Origin of the sequence: Cobetia sp. Dlab-2-AX (assembly GCF_024124625.1) — a bacterium.
Taxonomy (GTDB): Bacteria; Pseudomonadota; Gammaproteobacteria; order Pseudomonadales; family Halomonadaceae; genus Cobetia.
Genome location: NZ_JAMXRV010000002.1, coordinates 566,785 through 585,273, shown reverse-complemented (window position 1 = coordinate 585,273; position 18,489 = coordinate 566,785). Strand labels below are relative to the sequence as shown.

Below are 18,489 nucleotides of genomic sequence, written 5' to 3'. Positions count from 1 at the left end.
GCGGCGCCAGTCGTCGCCCTCTGTTGATTTATACAGTATTCTCGCTATCCTATAAGCGAATCAATCGTTTACACTAGACAGCACGACGCGGACCGTCGAAAACCCTGCTTCCAGCGTATGAACGCTCGAGAGATGCCCAGCCATCTTGAAGCGTGGGAGGGGCGGTGTCGCGGTCTGGCGTGCTGTTGGGAGTGCTGATGGCCAATTCCCTCTTTCCGTCAGATACGGCAGCGATGCACACCACCGCGCCCGTCAAGGGGCTGCTGTACCTGCACGGCTTCAATTCGGCCAGTTGTTCGCCCAAGGCGCGCTTGATGCAGCGCGCGGCAGAGCAGTTCGGCCTGCCGTGCGTGATGCCGGATATCCCCCCGGCGCCCGATGCGGGTCAGGCGGCGGTCAACGCAGCCTATCTCACGCTGTGTGAGCGCCTTGCGCTGGACCCCGCAGACCCCGCCTGTGATGACGCCATCATGGTGATCGGCAGTTCCATGGGCGGCTTTCTGGCCACCTGGCTGGTCGCGCGTGAGGCCGCACGTCTCGAGGGGCCGGCAGGCCCTTCCCAGAGCGTCTGGCGTCAGGGGCCACGCAGTGTGCTGATCAATCCGGCCGTGCGTCCCGCGCGACTGGTCAGCGAATGGCTCGGCTCGGTGCATGCCAATCCCTATACCGGCGTGACGTTCACCGTCACCGAGGATTTCGGCCCCGGGCTGCTTGCATTGGAAGCGGAGCCTGTCACGGCGCAGCGCACCCTGGTGCTGTTGGCGACGGCCGATGAGACATTGGATGTCAATGATGCCGCAGGGCTCTATCAGGGAAGCCGCTTGATCATCACGCCGGGTGGCGATCACGGCTTTGCGCAGCTGGCGGAATATCTGCCGGCGATCATGGCGCATGGCGGACACCGGCTGGCCCCCGCCACCGCAGCGGCGATGCATGTCGCGCCGGACTAGCAGGTCACGTGTGTGGTGCTTTGTGCCAGGCCTGCCGCCACCCGCCACGACCTGGCTGGATACGGCATATCCTGGCATGACATGGATCGCCACGATACGGATTGGCACGACATGGCAGGGCGTTCGATGCTGAACGCCAGGCGCCGGTCTCTCATTTTTCAGGAATCCGTTGTTCGTCTCGCGCACGTGAAATGTCGAGTCGGATGGCGGACGTCAACACCAAGGACACAAGGCTGCGATGAGTCAGTACAGCGCCAGTTCCATTGAGGTCCTCTCCGGCCTCGAACCGGTCCGCAAGCGGCCCGGCATGTATACCGACACTTCTCGGCCCAACCACCTGGCGCAGGAGGTCATCGACAACTCCGTCGATGAGGCGCTGGCGGGGCACGCGAAGGAAATCCGCGTGCGCCTGCTCGAGAATGGCGGTATCGAGGTCGGCGATGACGGTCGTGGCATGCCCACCGACATCCACCCCGAGCATGGCGTGACCGGCATCGAGCTTATCCTCACCAAGCTGCACGCGGGGGGCAAGTTCTCCCAGGACAGCTATCGCTTCTCCGGCGGCCTGCACGGCGTGGGCGTCTCGGTGGTCAATGCGCTGTCGACGCGTCTGGAAGTGGAAGTGTGCCGCGATGGCCTGCGTCAGCGCATCGCCTTCGAGAATGGCGAGAAGGTCGAGGAGCTGACCCGTATCGGCACCGTCGGCAAGCGCAATACCGGCACTCTGGTGCGCTTCTGGCCCGACGAGAACTACTTCGACAGCCCGCGCCTGGCGATGCCGCGTCTGCGCCACCTGCTGCGTGCCAAGGCCGTGCTGTGTCCGGGCCTCAAGGTCGTGCTCATCGAGACCGATGGCAGCGAGACGACCTGGCACTACGAGGATGGCCTGCGCGATTACCTGCTCGGCGCCACCGATGGCTTCGAACGCCTGCCGGAATCGCCCTTCGTCGGCCATTTCGAGGACGAGGAGCACGGGGTCGACTGGGCGATCCAGTGGCTGCCGGAAGGCGGCGAGCTGGTGCAGGAACCCTACGTCAACCTGATCCCCACGCCGCTGGGCGGCACCCACGTCAATGGCCTGCGCTCCGGTCTGCTCGAGGCGCTCAAGGAATTCTGCGACTACCGTAGCCTGCTGCCGCGTGGCGTCAAGCTGAGCGCGGATGACCTGTGGGAGCGCGCCGCCTTCGTGCTGTCGGTGAAGATGCTCGATCCGCAGTTCGCCGGCCAGACCAAGGAGCGCCTATCCTCGCGCAGCGTCGCGGCCTTCGTCTCCGGCGTGGTCAAGGACGCCTTCTCACTGTGGCTCAACCACCATGTCGATCAGGCCGAAGCGCTGGCGGAACTGGTGATCTCGGCGGCCCAGCGCCGCCTGAAGAGTGCCAAGAAGGTCGCGCGCAAGAAGGTCACTTCCGGGCCTGCACTGCCGGGCAAACTCTCGGACTGCTCAAGCTCCGACCCTGCCGAGAGCGAGCTTTTTCTGGTCGAGGGGGACTCCGCCGGCGGCAGCGCCAAGCAGGGGCGCAACCGCGAGACCCAGGCGATCCTGCCGCTGCGCGGCAAGATCCTCAATACCTGGGAAGTCGAGTCGCATGACATCTACTCTTCCCAGGAGGTTCACGACATCGCGGTCGCCATCGGCCTGGACCCGGGCTCGGATGACCTCACCAAGCTGCGCTATCACAAGGTCTGCATCCTGGCGGATGCCGACTCCGATGGTCTGCACATCGCCACGCTGCTGTGCGCGCTATTCGTGCGTCACTTCCCGGCGCTGGTGGATGCCGGGCGCGTCTTCGTCGCCATGCCGCCGCTGTACCGCATCGACCTGGGCAAGGAAGTGCATTATGCCCTGGACGAGAGTGAGAAGGCGCACATCCTCAAGCAGCTCGAAAGCAAGCGTGGCACGCCCAATGTGCAGCGCTTCAAGGGCCTGGGTGAGATGAATCCGCTGCAGCTGCGGGAAACCACCATGGCGCCGGACACCCGCCGTCTGGTGCAGCTGACGCGCAGTATGGATGACGGCACCCACGAGATGCTCGACATGCTGCTGGCCAAGAAGCGCGCCAGCGATCGCAAGAGCTGGCTCGAGGACTACGGCAACATGGCCGATATCGAGGTCTGATCATCGGTCCAGCTTTCACGGCCAGTTGAACTTCGAAAGCAGCTGAACTTCGAAAGCCAGACAAGCTGCGCGACAGCATTCTTTCGGGAGCGCCACAGTCAGACGCTCCCCGGTTTTACGCTCGTAATCAAGGTCAAGCGCCCATGAGCATGGATATCCAGGTCGCGGAGGGTGACGTCGAACGTCTGGCCCTGCGCGACTACACCGAAAAGGCGTACCTCGACTACTCGATGTACGTGATTCTCGACCGCGCCCTGCCGCATGTCGGCGATGGCATGAAGCCGGTGCAGCGCCGCATCGTCTACGCCATGCGCGAACTGTCCCTGACGGCCAACGCCAAGTACAAGAAGTCGGCGCGTACCGTCGGCGACGTGCTGGGCAAGTTCCACCCCCATGGTGACAGCGCCTGTTACGAGGCGATGGTGCTGATGGCGCAGCCGTTCAGCTATCGCTATCCGCTGGTGGATGGCCAAGGCAACTGGGGTAGTCAGGATGACCCCAAGTCCTTCGCGGCGATGCGTTACACCGAATCGCGGCTGTCGAAGTACTCCGAGGTGCTGCTGTCCGAGCTTTCCCAGGGCACCGTCGACTGGGTGCCCAACTTCGATGGCACCATGCGCGAACCCAAGGTGCTGCCGGCGCGTCTGCCCAATGTGCTGCTCAACGGTACTACCGGCATCGCGGTGGGCATGGCGACCGACATCCCGCCGCACAATGTGCATGAAGTCGTGGCCGCCACCCGGCATCTGCTGCGCCATCCGGACGCTGACAGCGATCAGCTGATGGAGCACCTGCCGGCACCGGACTTCCCCACCGAGGCGGAGATCATCACGCCGCGCACCGACCTCGCCAAGATCTACCGCACCGGTCGTGGCAGCGTGAAGATGCGTGCCCGCTACGTGCTGGAAGAGGGCGATATCGTGATCACGGCGCTGCCGTATCAGGTCTCCGGCGCCAAGGTGATCGAGCAGATCGCCGCCCAGATGCAGGCCAAGAAGCTGCCGATGGTCGCGGATCTGCGTGATGAGTCCGATCACGAGAACCCGACGCGCCTGCTGATTCAACCGCGCTCCAATCGTGTCGATATCGAAGGCCTGATGGCGCACCTGTTCGCCACCACCGATCTCGAGAAGAATGCGCGCGTCAACATGAACGTCATCGACCTCAAGGGGCGCCCACGGGTGATGGCGCTGCACGAGATGCTGGCCGAGTGGCTGCGCTATCGTCGTGCCACCGTGCGTCGCCGCCTCGAGCATCGTCTGGCCAAGGTCGAGGACCGTCTGCATATCCTCGAGGGTCTGCTGACGGCTTACCTGAATCTCGACGAGGTCATTCGCATCATCCGCGAGGAGGAGGACCCCAAGGCCAGCCTGATCGAGACCTTCCAGCTCTCCGAGCGTCAGGCCGAGGCGATCCTCGAGCTGCGTCTGCGTCACCTGGCACGTCTTGAAGAGATGAAGCTGCGTGGCGAGCAGGACGAGCTCAAGCGTGAGCGCAAGCACCTCAAGCATCTGCTGGGCAATGACGAGGCACTGACGGACCTGATCGACAGTGAGCTTGAGCAGGCCGCCACTGACTTCGGCGATGCACGTCGCTCACCGCTGGTCGAGCGTGGCGAAGCCAAGGCACTGTCGGAAGTCGAGCTGATGGGCGCCGACCCGATTACCGTCGCGCTGTCCGAGAAGGGCTGGATCCGTGCTGCCAAGGGGCATGATATCGACCCCGAGGGTCTGTCCTACAAGGCCGGCGACCGCTTCCATCTGGCGGCGCGCGGCAAGACCAATCAGCCGCTGGTGCTGCTGGATGACACCGGGCGTGCCTACACCCTGGCCGCCCACAATCTGCCCAGTGCACGCGGACAGGGCGAGCCGATCACTGGGCGCATGAATCCGGCGGCGGGGGCGGCGATGGTCGGGCTGCTGCTCGATGCGCCTTCTGCGCGCTATCTGCTGGCTTCCGATGGCGGCTATGGCTTCGTGACCACGCTCGAGCAGCTGACCGGCAAGAACAAGTCCGGCAAGGCGGCACTGACTCTACCGCGCGGCTGTGCGGTGCTGCCGCCGGTGGCGATTCCCGAAGTGCCTGAGTCAGCGCAGGGCGATGGGGCTGCGCTGGAAGTGGCGGTGGTGTCCAATGAAGGGCGCCTGCTGGTCTTCCCGCTCTCCGAGCTGCCTGAGATGTCCAAGGGCAAGGGCAACAAGATGCTGTCGATCCCGGGCGAACGCGCCGCCAACCGCGAGGAGTTCGTGCGCTCGCTGGTGGTCTTGCCCGCCGGCACGACCCTGGTGGTGCATGCCGGCAAGCGCAAGACTCTGCTCAAGGGGGCGGATCTCGATTATTATCGTGGCGAGCGTGGCCGCCGCGGCAGCAAGCTGCCCAAGGGCTTCCAGAAGGTCGACCGTCTGGCCGTCGATAGTTGAATCCGGGCCAGATGGCCTGGCTTGTTAGCAGAGGTGCGTCGGCATTGACGCCGACATGCCCCGTGGGCGACACCTTGATGATTCATTGCTCAGGAATGATTTTCCAATGACACAACGTATCTTGATCCGTGCCACCGGTACGGCTCGTCCAGGACAGCTGGCAGGGCTTGGTCAGGCGCTGGCGCGCAGCGGCGCACGACTGCTGGACATCAATCAGAGCGTGACCTTCGGGCTGGTGTCGCTGGAAGCGCTGGTGGCTCTCGGTGCGGAGTCCGATCTGGAGGCCGCGCTGGCCGCCGCCGGTGAACAGCTGGGGCTGGATGTGCAGGCCGTGCAGGTCGGTGCTGAGGAATACGCGCGCTGGAGCCATCAGGCGGAGCGCCCGCGCTGGATTCTGACGCTGCTGGCACCACGCCTGCCCGCCGGCATTCTGGCCGAGGTCGGTGGCCTGACAGCCGAATTCGGGATCACCGTCGAGCTGATGCATCGTCTGTCGGGGCGTGAGCCGCTGGATGGCGAGTCACCAGCCGAAGGTGCCTGTGTCGAGTGCTGGCTGCGCCTGCCGGAGAGTGACACCGACATCAACGCCCTGCGCGAGAAGGCGCTGGCGCTGGGCGCGCTGCACGGTGTCGATATCGCGATCCAGGAAGATGATATATGGCGTCGTCATCGCCGCCTGATCTGCTTCGACATGGATTCGACGCTGATTCAGACCGAGGTGATCGACGAGCTGGCGCGTCGTCACGGTGTCGGCGAGGAAGTCTCGGAAGTCACTGAACGGGCCATGCGGGGCGAGCTGGACTTCAAGCAAAGCTTCCGCGAACGCATGAGCAAGCTGGAAGGCCTGGATGAGTCGGTGCTGGCCGATATCGCCGCCAATCTGCCGCTGATGGATGGGGTCGAGCGCCTGATGGCCAACCTCAAGGCGCTGGGCTATCGCACCGCGATCCTGTCCGGCGGCTTCACCTACTTCGCGCGTCATCTTCAGCAGCTGCTGGGCTTCGATGAGATCCACGCCAATGAGCTGGTGATCGTCAATGGCAAGGTCACCGGTGAAGTGCGTGAACCGATCGTCGATGCCGAGCGCAAGGCATTGCTGCTGCGCGAGATCGCCGAGCGTCATGGCCTGCGCATGGAGCAGACCATCGCCGTCGGTGACGGTGCCAATGACCTCAAGATGCTGGCCGAGGCGGGGCTGGGCATCGCCTTCCGTGCCAAGCCGCTGGTGCGTGAACAGGCGCGTCAGTCGATCTCGACCCTGGGTCTGGACGCCGTGCTCTACCTGATGGGCTATCGCCAGCAGGACCTCGAGCACTGATCCGTGATTCAGCCGCTGAACACCCGCGCTGAGTGACAAGCCAGTGTGTGAGTGATACCGCCCTCATCGCCGCCGCGATGGGGCGGTGTCGTCTGGTCGTCAGGTCGCAGAATAGTCCCAAAGCAGCAATGCGCTTTCGGGTGTTGGGGCTAGACTGGAGGTGAAGCGCCGACGACTCGTCGCTCGTCAGTTGACGCCATACTGAAACGCCACTCGCCACGCCGTCAGGAGTTTGCCCATGCCGTCACCCTATGACGATGAACTGCACCTGCTGTGCCTGTTTCCGCACGATGCCGCTCTCAAGGGGTTGAAGATTCGCCACGATGCCAGCCCCGACATGGTGGCCGCCGCCGAGCGTCTGCATGCCAAGGGATTGACCACGCTGCCGGATGGCGGCTATCTGACGTCGGTGGGCCGTGAGGCCGCCGAGCACGCCCATCGTCTCAATGACCTGCTTCACGTCCCGATGGCCATGACGGGCACCTGAGTTCGCCCGTTGGCTTGAATCGCTGATCGCGAGAAGGAAAAACGCCTCGTGGCTTTCGGCCACGGGGCGTTTTCGTATATGGCCTCAGGAGCAGTGAGGTATCCGTGCGCTCAGGCCTTGTGCTTGCGATAGGTCGCCCGGGTGATCTCGACGATCTCCACGCTGACTTCGCGGGCTGCCTCGCAGTGAGGTTTGAGGGCTTCCATCAGGATATCCGCCAGACGTGACTTGTCGTCATCGCTGCGGCCTTCCAGCTGATGGCAGTGCAGATTGACGAAGCCGTGCTTGTGCGCCAGCGGTGCCTGATTGCCGGCCAGACGCCAGTGTCGCCAGCTTTCCGCGCGCACCTTGATGTCGGTTTCCTTGAACAGGCCACTTTGCATGGCAGCGGCATGCAGGTCATCCATGATCGCGTCCATGTCGAGGCTGGGGGCCAGACTGTCGGCATAATCAATGACGAGATGAGGCATGTGATGGGCTCCTTGAGCGTGGCCACGCCTCTCGGGGCGTGTGCCGATGATGAAATTGGCCAGCGATAGTAGCAAATTTTGTGCGGCACGCCGCCTGTTGTTGCCTCACGCTGCCAGTGCGCCAATCACGCACTGGCGATGGTACCCGTCAGGTTGAGCGAAGATGGCTCGCGCTCGTCGTCCGCAGGAGAAGGCGCCGAAGGGGCAGTGGCGGTGGCGTCGACTCCCTGATGTGTCCTGGACACTATGGGCTTGGACAGAGGTGTCTTGGAGCGTCGGCCGGGCACTTCACGTACCAGGCGCGGCATCAGGAAGCCGGGCAGGTGCTCAAGCAGCGCTTCCATCAGGTTGCAGGCCTCGTCATCGCTGACCGCGAAGTGGGCGGCGCCCTGCACCGGATCAAAGGCATGCAGGTAGTAGGGCAGTACGCCGCACTCGAAGAGGCGCTCGGCGAGGGCTGTCTGCACTCCCACGCTGTCATTGACGCCACGCAGGATGACGCCCTGGTTGAGCAGGGTGACGCCGGCGCTCTTGAGGCGAGTCATGGCGGCAGCGACGGCATCATCCAGCTCGTTGGCATGGTTGGTGTGAATGACCAGCACCTTCTGCAGGCGTGTGGTGCCCAGCCAGCCGAGCAGCTCGTCATTGACGCGGTCCGGAATCACCACCGGCAGGCGTGTGTGGATGCGCAGACGCTTGAGATGTGGAATCTCGCCCAGCGACTCCACCAGCCATGCCAGGCGCTTGTCGGGCGAGACCAGCGGGTCGCCGCCGGACAGGATCACCTCGTGGATGCGCTCGTCGGCGCGCAGGTAGTCGAGGATATCCTGCCATTGCGCGCGGCTGGGCTGATGGTCGTCATAGGGGAAGTGACGGCGAAAGCAGTAGCGGCAGTTGATCGCGCAGCCACCGCTGGCCATCAGCAGCACCCGATTGGTGTATTTGTGGATCAGCCCCGGCAGCGGTGTATGTTCGGCCTCTTCCAGCGGATCGGTGACGTAGCCGTCGAGCACGTCGGTCTCGGCGTCCAGCGGCAGCACTTGGCGCAGCAGCGGGTCGTCGGGGTCATTGGCGCGGATGCGGCTGGCATAGGCCTCGGGCACGCGGATCGAGAATAGCTCATGGCCGTCGCGAGCGCCCGGCAGCCACTCGCGCTCCAGCCCCAGGCGCTCCAGCAGAGCCTGTGGAGAGCGGATCACGTCGCGTAGCTGTGCACGCCAGTCATTCGGGGCAGACGGGGGTTCAGCGGCAGTCGAGAAGGCCTCTGAGGCACGACTTTCGTGGCTGTTGTGCGGGATGGTATGCAAGGATGCAGGGGTTCGGGTTATCATGCGCATCACTTCTAGTCATGATTGCAGCCGATTGACTGCAATCTGGAATTCATGGCGGGCAAGACCCGTTAACGAGTCGAGAGCGAGCAAGATGGCCAACTATTCTACCAACGAATTCAAGTCCGGTCTGAAAGTGATGCTGGACAATGATCCCTGTGCCATCGTCGATAACGAACTGGTCAAGCCGGGCAAGGGGCAGGCCTTCAACCGCGTCAAGCTGCGCAACCTGAAGACCGGTCGTGTATGGGAGCGTACTTTCAAGTCCGGCGAGAGCATCGAAGCCGCCGATGTCATGGAAGTCGACATGGAATACCTCTACACCGACGGTGAGATGTGGCACTTCATGCGTACCGATGGCTCCTTCGAGCAGTACGCCGTCGATGGCAAGGCGCTGGGCGACAACGTCAAGTGGCTGAAGGAGCAGGTCGTCTACACCATCACGCTGTGGAACGACAACGCGATTGCCGTGACGCCGCCGAACTTCATCGAACTGGAAGTCGTCGAGACGGACCCTGGCCTCAAGGGGGATACCGCCAATGGTGGCTCCAAGCCGGCGACCCTGTCTTCCGGTGCCGTAGTGCGTGTGCCGCTGTTCATCAACCAGGGCGAAGTCCTCAAGGTTGATACCCGCAGCGCCGAGTACGTGTCTCGCGCCTGAGCCCTTTCGCTCACGTCGTGAACACCCTGATGCCTCGCCTCGTGCGGGGCATCATCGTTTGTGCTGCTCATCCGTGCTCCTCATTCGTGCTCCTCATTCGTGCTGGTCAGTCGTGCAGGGTGATCGTGTCGATCAGCCCTCGCGGTTGGCCAACGTTTCCCGCTGATACCTCCCTTGAGCTTCCCATGTCTGATGCCGATTCTTCCGCCGCTGCTTCACCTCTTTCAGCCGCTGTCCTGGTAGAGGACTGGGCGCCCACTGTCACGCGCGAGCGACTCGTCCAGCGTGCGCGTCTGATCAGCGAGGTGCGCACCTTCTTCGCCGAGCGTGGAGTGCTGGAGGTGGAAACGCCGGTGCTGGGGCGGGCCGGTTCGACGGATGTCGGTCTCGCGTCATTGTCCTTGGCCGCGCAGCTGCCGGGTGAGCGTGAGCGCGTGCCGCTGTGGCTGCAGACCTCGCCGGAATTTCACATGAAGCGCCTGCTGGCGGCCGGTAGTGGACCGATCTTCCAGATCGCGCGTGCCTTCCGTGATGGCGAGGTCAGCCGTCGCCATAATCCCGAGTTCTGCATGCTGGAGTGGTACCGCCCCGGCATGAATCTTGAGGCGCTGATGACGGAGACTTGCGAGCTGATCCGGCGCGTGATGACGCTCGGGGCACAGCTGACCGGCCAGCCGTCGCTGCTCAGTGAGTCTCAGGATGCCCAGGCCAGGCCTGCTATCACGCCTTACCGTGCACTGTTTCGCCGTGTGCTGTCGCTGGACCCCTTCACGGCCACGCTCGAGGAGCTGCGAGCCGCCTGTGCGCGCGAATGTGAGGTCGCGGCTGATGACTGGTCGCATGAGACCTGCCTGGATGCGCTGATGAGCCTGGTGATCGAGCCGACTCTTGGCTCAGGGTCACAGGGCGCAGAAGCGCAGGGACAAGCTATCGTGGAGCTGGTCACCGAGTATCCGGCTGCGCAGGCTGCCTTGGCGCGCAAGCACCAGGACAGTGAGGGTGATTGGGTGGCATCGCGCTTCGAGGCCTACGTGGCGGGCATCGAGCTGGCCAACGGCTATGACGAGCTGACTGATGCCAGTGAGCAGGCGGTGCGCTTTGCCGAAGACAATGCCGCGCGAATTGCCCAGGGGCTGCCTGAGGTAGCGGCGGACCAGCGCCTGTTGGCGGCCCTGCAGGCGGGAATGCCCACGGGGAGCGGGGTGGCGTTGGGGCTGGATCGTCTGATCATGCTGGCGCTGGGAGAGCGCGATATCTCGGCGGTCATCGCTTTCCCGGCATCACGTGCTTGAGAGCCGACATGAGAGGCAGCTTTCGATGTGAATTGCGTGAATCCCAGCGTTTATTGCCAACACGCTTGCCGAGCGTGCGTCGACTAGACTGGAGAGGTCAGCGTGGAGGGTTGGCGCTTGCCGGCGAAGCCCGCAGGCAAGGTGATGGCAGGACCAGGGCAATGGTCGCAGCGGGTCTTCTTTTATCGGGCATGGTGAAAGAAGGCGACAGATGATGACTCGAACCCTCGGAGCCTTCGAGGCATCATCCGGCAGTCGCGTCGTGAGAGCGTGACGCCCGTCATGGAGGACTCTGATCTGTTTGGGCACTGAAGGTAGTGATCACCCCGATGGCAGCGTTCATCGCGGGGCAAGGCAAGAAGGCGAGGAGCGCGGTCAGGCTCCTGTCGTTAAAAAGGGAAGCCAGGGGCTTCCCTTTTTTTATGCTCGGGTTTCATGTGCAGGCTTTATGCGCGAGTGTCGTGCTCGCGCTGCGCCAGGCCTGACCTTATTTCTCGTCTGTGGTCGGCGTGCCCTGCGCCGTCTCTGCCGCATGCGCTTCTGACTCGGCTGGTGCTGTCGCAGACGGACGCATGCCGAGTGACTGTCCCATGCTGACCTTCTGGCCCGGCGTCAGGGCGTCATCGAACTCGACGCTGTCCGGGAAGCACATCACTACGGTGGAACCGAGCTGGAAGCGACCCATCTCGGCGCCGCGCGCCAGCTCGATGAGTTGATCGAAACGGGTCGTCTCGACATCACCGGAAAGCGGCGTGATCTGACCACTCCAGACGGTCTTGATCGCCGCGACGATCATCGCGCCCACCAGCACCATGGCCATCGGGCCATGCTCGGTCTCGAAGATGCAGACCAGGCGTTCGTTGCGCGCGAAGAGGCCCGGTACGTGCTTGGCAGTGGCTTCGTTGACCGAGAACAGGCGCCCCGGAACGTAGGCCATCTCGATCAGACGCCCGGCCACCGGCATATGAACGCGATGGTAGTCCTTCGGTGACAGGTAGACGGTGGCGAAGCGACCGTTGCGGAAGGGCGCGGCACGCGCTTCACTGCCACCCAGCAGCTGGGTCAGCGAGAACGCCTGACCCTTGGCCTGTACCAGGGTGCCGTGGTCGATGTTGCCGAACTGGGACAGTACGCCATCGGCCGGTGACACCAGGCCTTCACCGATGGGGCGGGCGTCCGCCTTGAGGGCACGGGTGAAGAAGTCATTGAAGCAGGCGTAGGCACGCGGATTCTCCTCGAGCGCCTCGTTCATGTTGACGCCGTAGGCCTTGATGAAACGCTCGATGAAGGTGTTCTTGACCCACGGATTGGTGCAGGCGGCGACACGGCCGATGAGGCGTGAGATCAGGTGCTGGGGCAGTGGGTACTGGCTCAGGGAAAACAGCTTGGCGCGATCCACGATGGCGATCCTTGCAGGCTCTTTCAGGAATGAAAAGCCCGCTCCTCGAGAGGGCGGGCGTTGGCCGGCTCAAGCGGCGGCCAGCAGTTGGGCTGCACCTTAGCCCATCGTCAATAACGGCTCAAGCCTGCGGATCGCCGCAGTCGTGGGCCTGGCGACAGTTGCTAGGCAGGCCATGCGCGTCATCTCGACATGGCCTGCCCTGGCGTGCTGGCGATCGAAAGGGGCATTCCAGTCTGCGATCGAGCGCCTTCAGCGCTCGATGGGCGTATCGTCACGGTTGCCCCATTCCTTCCAGGAGCCCGGATAGGCGCGCACATCGCTGAAGCCAAGCGCCTGACCCACCAGCCAGGTCAGGCCGGAGCGGTGATGGCTCTGGCAGTGTGTCACGATGTGCTGTTCGGGGTTGAGGCCGCGAGCGCCCAGTTCGGTCATCAGCTCCGCATAGTCGCGGATGCGCAGGTTGCGCTCACGGTCCATGGCCTCGGTCCACTCGAAATGCACGGCGCCCGGAATATGGCCGAGGCGGGCGTTCTGGCCCTTCTCGCCGCGATATTCCTCCGCCGAGCGTGCATCCCAGATCACGACGCTGTTCTGCGGATCCTCGGCCGCCAGCCGATCGAGAATGTCCTCCCGCGTCGCCATCACGCTGGCGTCCATGTAGGCGGCGTGATACTCGCTGGGACTCCAGTCGCTGGTGGCGTCACTCAGCGGCAGGCCATCGCCTTGCCATGCGTGCAGGCCACCATTGAGGTAGCTGTAACGGGTATGGCCGAGCAGCGCCAGGGTCCACAGCAGGCGTCCGGCCCAGCCGCCTCCTTCATCGTCATAGGCCACCACATGGCTGTCACGGGTGATGCCAAGGGCTGACATCACCTCAGACAGCGCCTCGGGGCTCGGCACGCCGGGAATGTCATCGTCATTGCTGCCGACCAGCTGCTTGAAGTCGAGCAGGCGAGCGCCGGGCACGTGACGCGCATGGCTCTCGGCTTTCAGCGGCACATCGACGATCACGATATCAGGATGGTCGAGCATTTCCGCGAGCTGCTGCGGTTCGACGATCAAGGGCAGCAGGTCGGCTTCCGAGGGGGAAGGATGTGAAGAATCGTGAGACATGGCGTAATCCTTGCTTCTACGAAGAGAGTGGTCCTTCCGGCATCATGGCACGTCGGCTGGCGCTGTGGTCAAGTCACTGTGATCAAGAGATGCAATCAAGTGACTGCGGCGAGGCGAAGTGTCACCGCGCCAGATTCCTTGCCATCTTGTCCCCTGAAACGACATGTTTTCAGTATAATGCCGCGCGTCACATTCTGGGGCGAACGTGTGAAAGCCCAGTGCGCGCCACGACCTGACCTCCTGGACAGCCTTCCGGATTCCGGCCAGTTTCAAGGGCGGGGTTCTGGTCAGCTGGCGAGACCAGCCAGTAGCCCCAGCCGCCAGTAGATCCAGTCGGTCTTGTCGAGAGAAGCGCGTGTTTCAGCCCAGCGCCCTGTGGCGAATGCAACATTGGCCCTCGAGGCATCCTCTTCGCGGCCTCAGGCAATACACTGTCTGTCACCAGTGGCGCTGCTGCACTTTTCGGGTGCGGCGCTGGCGCTCAATGTGTGTCATTTTGGTGCAGCGTGTCGGCGCCCCGTCGATGCTGAGCTGCTACTCAAATCGCTTCATCCTGAACGGGAGTCATCATCTTGCTCGAGCGCCTATTCTCACTGCGTGCCGAAGGCACCACGACGCGCACGGAAGTGCTGGCGGGCATCGCCACCTTCATGGCGTCGATGTACATCATCGTGGTCAATCCCGGCATCCTGTCAGCCGCCGGCGTGCCATTCAGTGCGGCCCTCACGGCGACCGTGCTGGTCAGCTTCTTCGGCAGCCTGATGATGGGCCTGTACGCGCGCAACCCGATCCTGGTCGCGCCGGGCATGGGCATCAATGCCCTGTTCGCCTACACCATGGTGCTGGGCGGCGGCATGAGCTGGGAGGTCGCGCTGGGCTGCGTCTTCTGGGCCGGTGTCATCTTCGCGGTACTGGCCATGTTCAACGTTCGCCGCCTGGTGATCGATGCGATTCCCGCTCAGCTCCGCTACGCCATCGCCTGTGGTATCGGCCTGTTCATCACCTTGATCGGCCTGGTGAATGCCAAGCTGATCGTCTCCAACCCGGTCACCGTGGTCAGTGTCGCGCCGATGACGCCCTCGCTGGTGGTCTTCCTGCTGGGGCTGGCGCTGACCGCCATCCTGGTCGCGAAGCGCATTCACGGCGCACTGATCATCGGCATCATCGTCACGACCCTGATGGCGACCACCATCGGGCGTCTGTGGGGGGATGGCAGCGCCTACTTCCCGCCGGAGATCGCCCAACCGACGCTGGTCAACTTCACCGGTATCTTCGCTGCGCCTGATTTCAGCGGCCTGCTGGCGCTGGACCTGCTCGGTTCGCTCAAGGTGGCCTATGCGCCGTTCATCTTCGTCATCCTGTTCACGGTGTTCTTCGATGCGCTCTCGACCTTCATGGCGGTGGCCGAGGCGGGCAACCTGAAGGACGAGAATGGTGACCCGCGCAATATCCGACGCTCGATGATGGTCGATGCCTTCTCGGCGCTGGTGTCCGCGCCACTCGGCACCAGTCCGGCGAACGCCTACATTGAATCTGCGGCCGGTATCAGTCAGGGCGGACGCACCGGGCTGGTCGCGGTGGTGGTGGCGCTCTGCTTCCTGCCGTTCCTGTTCCTGGCGCCGCTGCTGTCGCTGGTGCCGTCCATCGCGACTGCCCCGGCGCTGATCCTGGTCGGCGTGTTCATGATGGAGCCGATCGGCAAGATCCACTGGCACCAGTTCGATGATGCGATCCCGGCCTTCATCGCCATGGTGATGATTCCGCTGACCTACTCCATCACCCACGGTATCGTGTACGGTTTCCTGAGCTTCGTGGTCATTAAGCTCGGTGTCGGCAAGGCGCGCGAGATTCGCCCGACCATGTGGGTGCTGTTCGCGCTGTCACTGCTGCTGTTGCTGGAAGGCTAGGCTTCGAAAGCGGCAGTGATATGTCTCGAGGCTGTGATGTATCTCGATAGTTTCGAGCATGAAAAAGCCCCGTCAGGCAGTGACTGCCTGGCGGGGCTTTTTTGACGACTTCTGGATCGCGCCTGATCAGCTCTCGGTCAGCGAGAGCAGAATCTTCTTGTAGCTCTCGAAGCGCACGCGGCCGATCTCACCATTGTCCACGGCCTGCAGCAGGGCGCAGCCCGGTTCCTTCTCGTGCTTGCAGTCGCGGAAGCGGCAATAGCCGAGATAATCGTGGAACTCGCGGAAGCCGTCGGTGACCTGCTCGGGAGTCAGGTGCACCAGGCCGAATTCACGGATACCGGGCGAGTCGATCAGGTCACCGCCATCCGGCATGTGATAGAGCCAGGCGGTGGTGGTGGTGTGCGTGCCCTGGCGTGATTCGGTCGACAGCGGGCCGACGCGAACCTCTTCCCTGGGCAGCAGCATGCCGATCAGGGACGACTTGCCGACGCCACTCTGGCCGACGAAGACTGAGGTGCGGTCGCTGAGCTGGGCCTTGAGGGCATCGAGCCCCGATTCGCCACGCGTGGTACAGGCGACGACTTCGTAGCCGAGTGCCTCATAGCGCGCCAGCAGGTCGCGCAGCTCACCGCCGCTTTCCGGCAGCAGGTCGACCTTGTTGAGCACCAGCACCGGCGTGATGCCGGTGGCTTCCGCGGCGATCAGATAGCGATCGATCAGGTTGGGCTGCGGGGCGGGTTCGGCGGCGAACACGATCAGGATCTGGTCGATGTTGGCCGCCACCGGCTTGAGCACGCCACGCATGTCGGGGCGTTCAAGCTCGGTGGTGCGTGCGCCACGCGCGACGACGACGCCGCTGGCATCGCTGGCCTCGCGCCAGATGACCCGGTCTCCGGTGACCAACGTCTCGAGGTTGGCGCGCAGGTGGCAGCGATGCAGGCTGCCGGATTCGCTCTCGACTTCCAGGCTGCGCCCGTAGTGGGCGATGACACGGCCATGCTGCTCCGGGCCATATTCGCCGGCGTCGAGCTTGTCGCGGTCCTGCGTCTCGCGCTTTTCGGCGCGCTTGGTACGCTCGGCCTGCACCTTCTCGATTCGCCATTGCTGCTGGCGGCTTAGCTTGCGTTTACTCATGCTTGGCTGGTGACTCCGGTCGCCGTTCGTTCGCCAGGGATGGGAGAGTCTTCCCCCGTCTGCGGCGCGATTGTACCCTTTGCGCCCTCGGGTGTCGTGCGACGCCCCGGGATGGCGTGTGATACTGCGGCCACTGGCTGGCGTCTTGCGCCATTCCATCCTCAGTTCAGCAAGGAGTGACCCATGGCAAACCCCACCGAGCAGGCCGACCGCCTCATCTGGATCGACCTGGAAATGACCGGTCTCGACCCGGCGCATGAGCGCATCATCGAGGTGGCCACGCTGGTCACCGACGGCGACCTCAACCTGATCGCCGAAGGCCCGGTGCTGGCCGTGCATCAGCCGGACAGCCTGCTGGAGGCGATGGATGAGTGGAATACGCGCACCCATGGTGAATCCGGGCTGGTGAAGCGCGTCAAGGAAAGTCAGGTGGATACCGCCGAAGCCGAACGCCAGACTCTCGAGTTCCTGGCCCGGCACGTGGCGGCAGGCGCCTCGCCGATGTGTGGCAACAGCGTGCATCAGGACCGCCGCTTCCTGCAGCACGAGATGCCGCTGCTGGAAGCATTCTTCCACTACCGCAACATCGATGTCTCGACCCTGAAAGAGCTGGCCAAGCGCTGGAATCCGGCCGCGCTCGACGGCTTCAAGAAGCGTGCGACTCACCAGGCGATGGACGATATCCGCGAATCCCTGGCGGAGCTTGCGCATTACCGCAAGACCTTCCTCAAGCTGACCCAGCAGGGCATCGTCTGAACATCGTGCCTCAACTGAAAGCGATAGCGCTGGAGGCAACGCCTCTCACAGCGCGGTGGCCAGGCGGGCGCCGCGCTTGATGGCCTGCTCCTTCAGCGCCCAGCGCACATGCTCGCGCAGTGGCTCGCTGGGGTAGGCCAGACGGGCGCGCAGCACATGCTCGACCTGCTCCGACCAGGGCGCGTTGCCCAGCCCGATGGCGATGTTGGAGAGCCACTTCTCGTAGCCGATGCGTCGGATCGGGCTGCCTTCCGTCTTGCTGAGGAATTCCTGCTTCCCCCAGCAGAACAGGCGGATCAGCTCGATGCGATCCAGATCATGACGCGGCGAGAAGTCAGTCTCCTGAGTCGCCTTGGCGAAGCGTGTGAAGGGGCAGAACAGCTGACAGTCATCGCAGCCGTAGATGCGGTTGCCCATCGGGCGGCGGAATTCCTCGGGGATGGCGCCATCGAGCTCGATGGTCAGGTAGGAGATGCAGCGCCGCGCATCGACGACCTTGTCCTCGATGATGGCATCCGTCGGGCAGGCGACCTTGCAGGCGTTGCAGCTGCCGCAGTGTTCCTTTTCAAAAGGGGCATCCACCGGCAGGAGCAGGTCGGTGTAGAGTTCGCCCAGGAAGAACAGGCAGCCGGCCTGCTGATTCATCAGCATGGCGTTCTTGCCGAACCAGCCGATGCCGGCCTTCTGTGCCAGGGCGCGCTCCATCACCGGCGCGGAGTCGACGAAGGCGCGATAGCCGAACTTGCCGACTTCCTTCTCGATCTGCTTGGCCAGATTGGCCAGTCGCTTGCGCATCAGCTTGTGGTAATCACGCCCCAGCGCGTAGCGTGACACATAGGCGCGCTCGGGTTGGCTGAGTACCTGAGTGGTCTCGACCTCAGGCGGCAGGTAATCGAGGCGCACGCTGATCACGCGCAGTGTCCCGGGCACCAGCTCCTCAGGGCGAGTGCGCTTGGTGCCGTGCTTGGCCATGAAGTTCATCTCGCCGTGATGGCCGTTGGCCAGCCAGCGCTCCAGATAGGCCTCGTGGGCCGAGAGGTCGACATCGGTGATGCCGACCTGCTGAAAACCCAGCTCGCGCCCCCATGTCTTGATGCGCGTCGCCAGCTCCGCCATGGCCTGTTCATCG

15 protein-coding genes are annotated in these 18,489 nt (G+C 63.6%); 9 read left to right on the top strand and 6 right to left on the bottom strand.

Features of this window, described 5'->3' with window-relative positions; genetic code table 11:
* The first annotated feature begins 197 nt into the window (after positions 1-197).
* The 5 genes from NH396_RS05590 (at position 198) to NH396_RS05570 (ending at position 7,294) form a co-directional block, all read left to right on the top strand.
* Positions 198-950: a YqiA/YcfP family alpha/beta fold hydrolase gene (locus tag NH396_RS05590; protein WP_253062165.1), complete on the top strand. Its 753-nt coding sequence runs from the start codon at positions 198-200 to the stop codon at positions 948-950.
* 238 nt (positions 951-1,188) lie between these two features.
* Positions 1,189-3,069 (top strand): DNA topoisomerase IV subunit B, encoded by a 1,881-nt coding sequence (gene parE / locus NH396_RS05585; protein ID WP_176676603.1) that lies wholly within the window; start codon positions 1,189-1,191, stop codon positions 3,067-3,069.
* Positions 3,070-3,212: 143 nt separating this feature from the next.
* Positions 3,213-5,489 carry a DNA topoisomerase IV subunit A gene (parC, locus tag NH396_RS05580; RefSeq protein ID WP_176676604.1) on the top strand — a complete coding sequence of 759 codons (2,277 nt, stop codon included), beginning with the start codon at positions 3,213-3,215 and terminating at the stop codon, positions 5,487-5,489.
* 106 nt (positions 5,490-5,595) lie between these two features.
* The gene (gene serB, locus NH396_RS05575) at positions 5,596-6,807 is read left to right on the top strand and encodes a phosphoserine phosphatase SerB (RefSeq protein ID WP_176676605.1); all 1,212 of its coding nucleotides are present in this window, start codon (positions 5,596-5,598) and stop codon (positions 6,805-6,807) included.
* 238 nt (positions 6,808-7,045) lie between these two features.
* The gene (locus NH396_RS05570) at positions 7,046-7,294 is read left to right on the top strand and encodes a TIGR02647 family protein (RefSeq protein WP_043335179.1); all 249 of its coding nucleotides are present in this window, start codon (positions 7,046-7,048) and stop codon (positions 7,292-7,294) included.
* A gap of 110 nt (positions 7,295-7,404) precedes the next feature.
* Here the strand turns inward: NH396_RS05570 and NH396_RS05565 are convergent, their stop codons facing one another.
* Both NH396_RS05565 and epmB read right to left on the bottom strand, forming a co-directional pair.
* Positions 7,405-7,764, bottom strand: a complete 360-nt coding sequence (locus NH396_RS05565; RefSeq protein WP_043335180.1) for a 5-carboxymethyl-2-hydroxymuconate Delta-isomerase — start codon at positions 7,762-7,764, stop codon at positions 7,405-7,407.
* A 125-nt stretch (positions 7,765-7,889) separates the two neighbouring features.
* Complete coding sequence (gene epmB / locus NH396_RS05560; protein WP_176676606.1) at positions 7,890-9,095, bottom strand: EF-P beta-lysylation protein EpmB; 1,206 nt, start codon at positions 9,093-9,095, stop codon at positions 7,890-7,892.
* 91 nt (positions 9,096-9,186) lie between these two features.
* Between epmB and efp the strand changes: the two genes are divergently transcribed.
* Both efp and epmA read left to right on the top strand, forming a co-directional pair.
* A complete protein-coding gene (gene efp / locus NH396_RS05555) occupies positions 9,187-9,753 on the top strand; it encodes an elongation factor P (RefSeq protein WP_175089738.1) in 567 nt (188 codons plus the stop codon).
* Positions 9,754-9,989: 236 nt separating this feature from the next.
* Positions 9,990-11,045 (top strand): EF-P lysine aminoacylase EpmA, encoded by a 1,056-nt coding sequence (epmA, locus tag NH396_RS05550; protein ID WP_176678301.1) that lies wholly within the window; start codon positions 9,990-9,992, stop codon positions 11,043-11,045.
* A 487-nt stretch (positions 11,046-11,532) separates the two neighbouring features.
* On the opposite strand, the gene asd is transcribed toward epmA, so the two are convergent.
* Complete coding sequence (gene asd / locus NH396_RS05545) at positions 11,533-12,444, bottom strand: archaetidylserine decarboxylase (protein WP_176676607.1); 912 nt, start codon at positions 12,442-12,444, stop codon at positions 11,533-11,535.
* 252 nt (positions 12,445-12,696) lie between these two features.
* Entirely contained in the window at positions 12,697-13,560 is an 864-nt protein-coding gene (locus NH396_RS05540) for a rhodanese-like domain-containing protein (protein WP_176676608.1), read from the bottom strand.
* A gap of 572 nt (positions 13,561-14,132) precedes the next feature.
* Between NH396_RS05540 and NH396_RS05535 the strand changes: the two genes are divergently transcribed.
* On the top strand, positions 14,133-15,467 hold the full coding sequence (locus NH396_RS05535) for an NCS2 family permease (RefSeq protein WP_176676609.1): 1,335 nt from the start codon (positions 14,133-14,135) through the stop codon (positions 15,465-15,467).
* Between the two features lie 126 nt (positions 15,468-15,593).
* Here NH396_RS05535 and rsgA read toward each other — a convergent pair whose 3' ends face one another.
* Positions 15,594-16,604: a small ribosomal subunit biogenesis GTPase RsgA gene (gene rsgA / locus NH396_RS05530; protein WP_176676610.1), complete on the bottom strand. Its 1,011-nt coding sequence runs from the start codon at positions 16,602-16,604 to the stop codon at positions 15,594-15,596.
* A 183-nt stretch (positions 16,605-16,787) separates the two neighbouring features.
* Between rsgA and orn the strand changes: the two genes are divergently transcribed.
* The gene (gene orn, locus NH396_RS05525) at positions 16,788-17,360 is read left to right on the top strand and encodes an oligoribonuclease (RefSeq protein ID WP_176676611.1); all 573 of its coding nucleotides are present in this window, start codon (positions 16,788-16,790) and stop codon (positions 17,358-17,360) included.
* Positions 17,361-17,405: 45 nt separating this feature from the next.
* Here orn and queG read toward each other — a convergent pair whose 3' ends face one another.
* Complete coding sequence (gene queG / locus NH396_RS05520) at positions 17,406-18,476, bottom strand: tRNA epoxyqueuosine(34) reductase QueG (protein WP_253062215.1); 1,071 nt, start codon at positions 18,474-18,476, stop codon at positions 17,406-17,408.
* Positions 18,477-18,489: the final 13 nt, after the last annotated feature.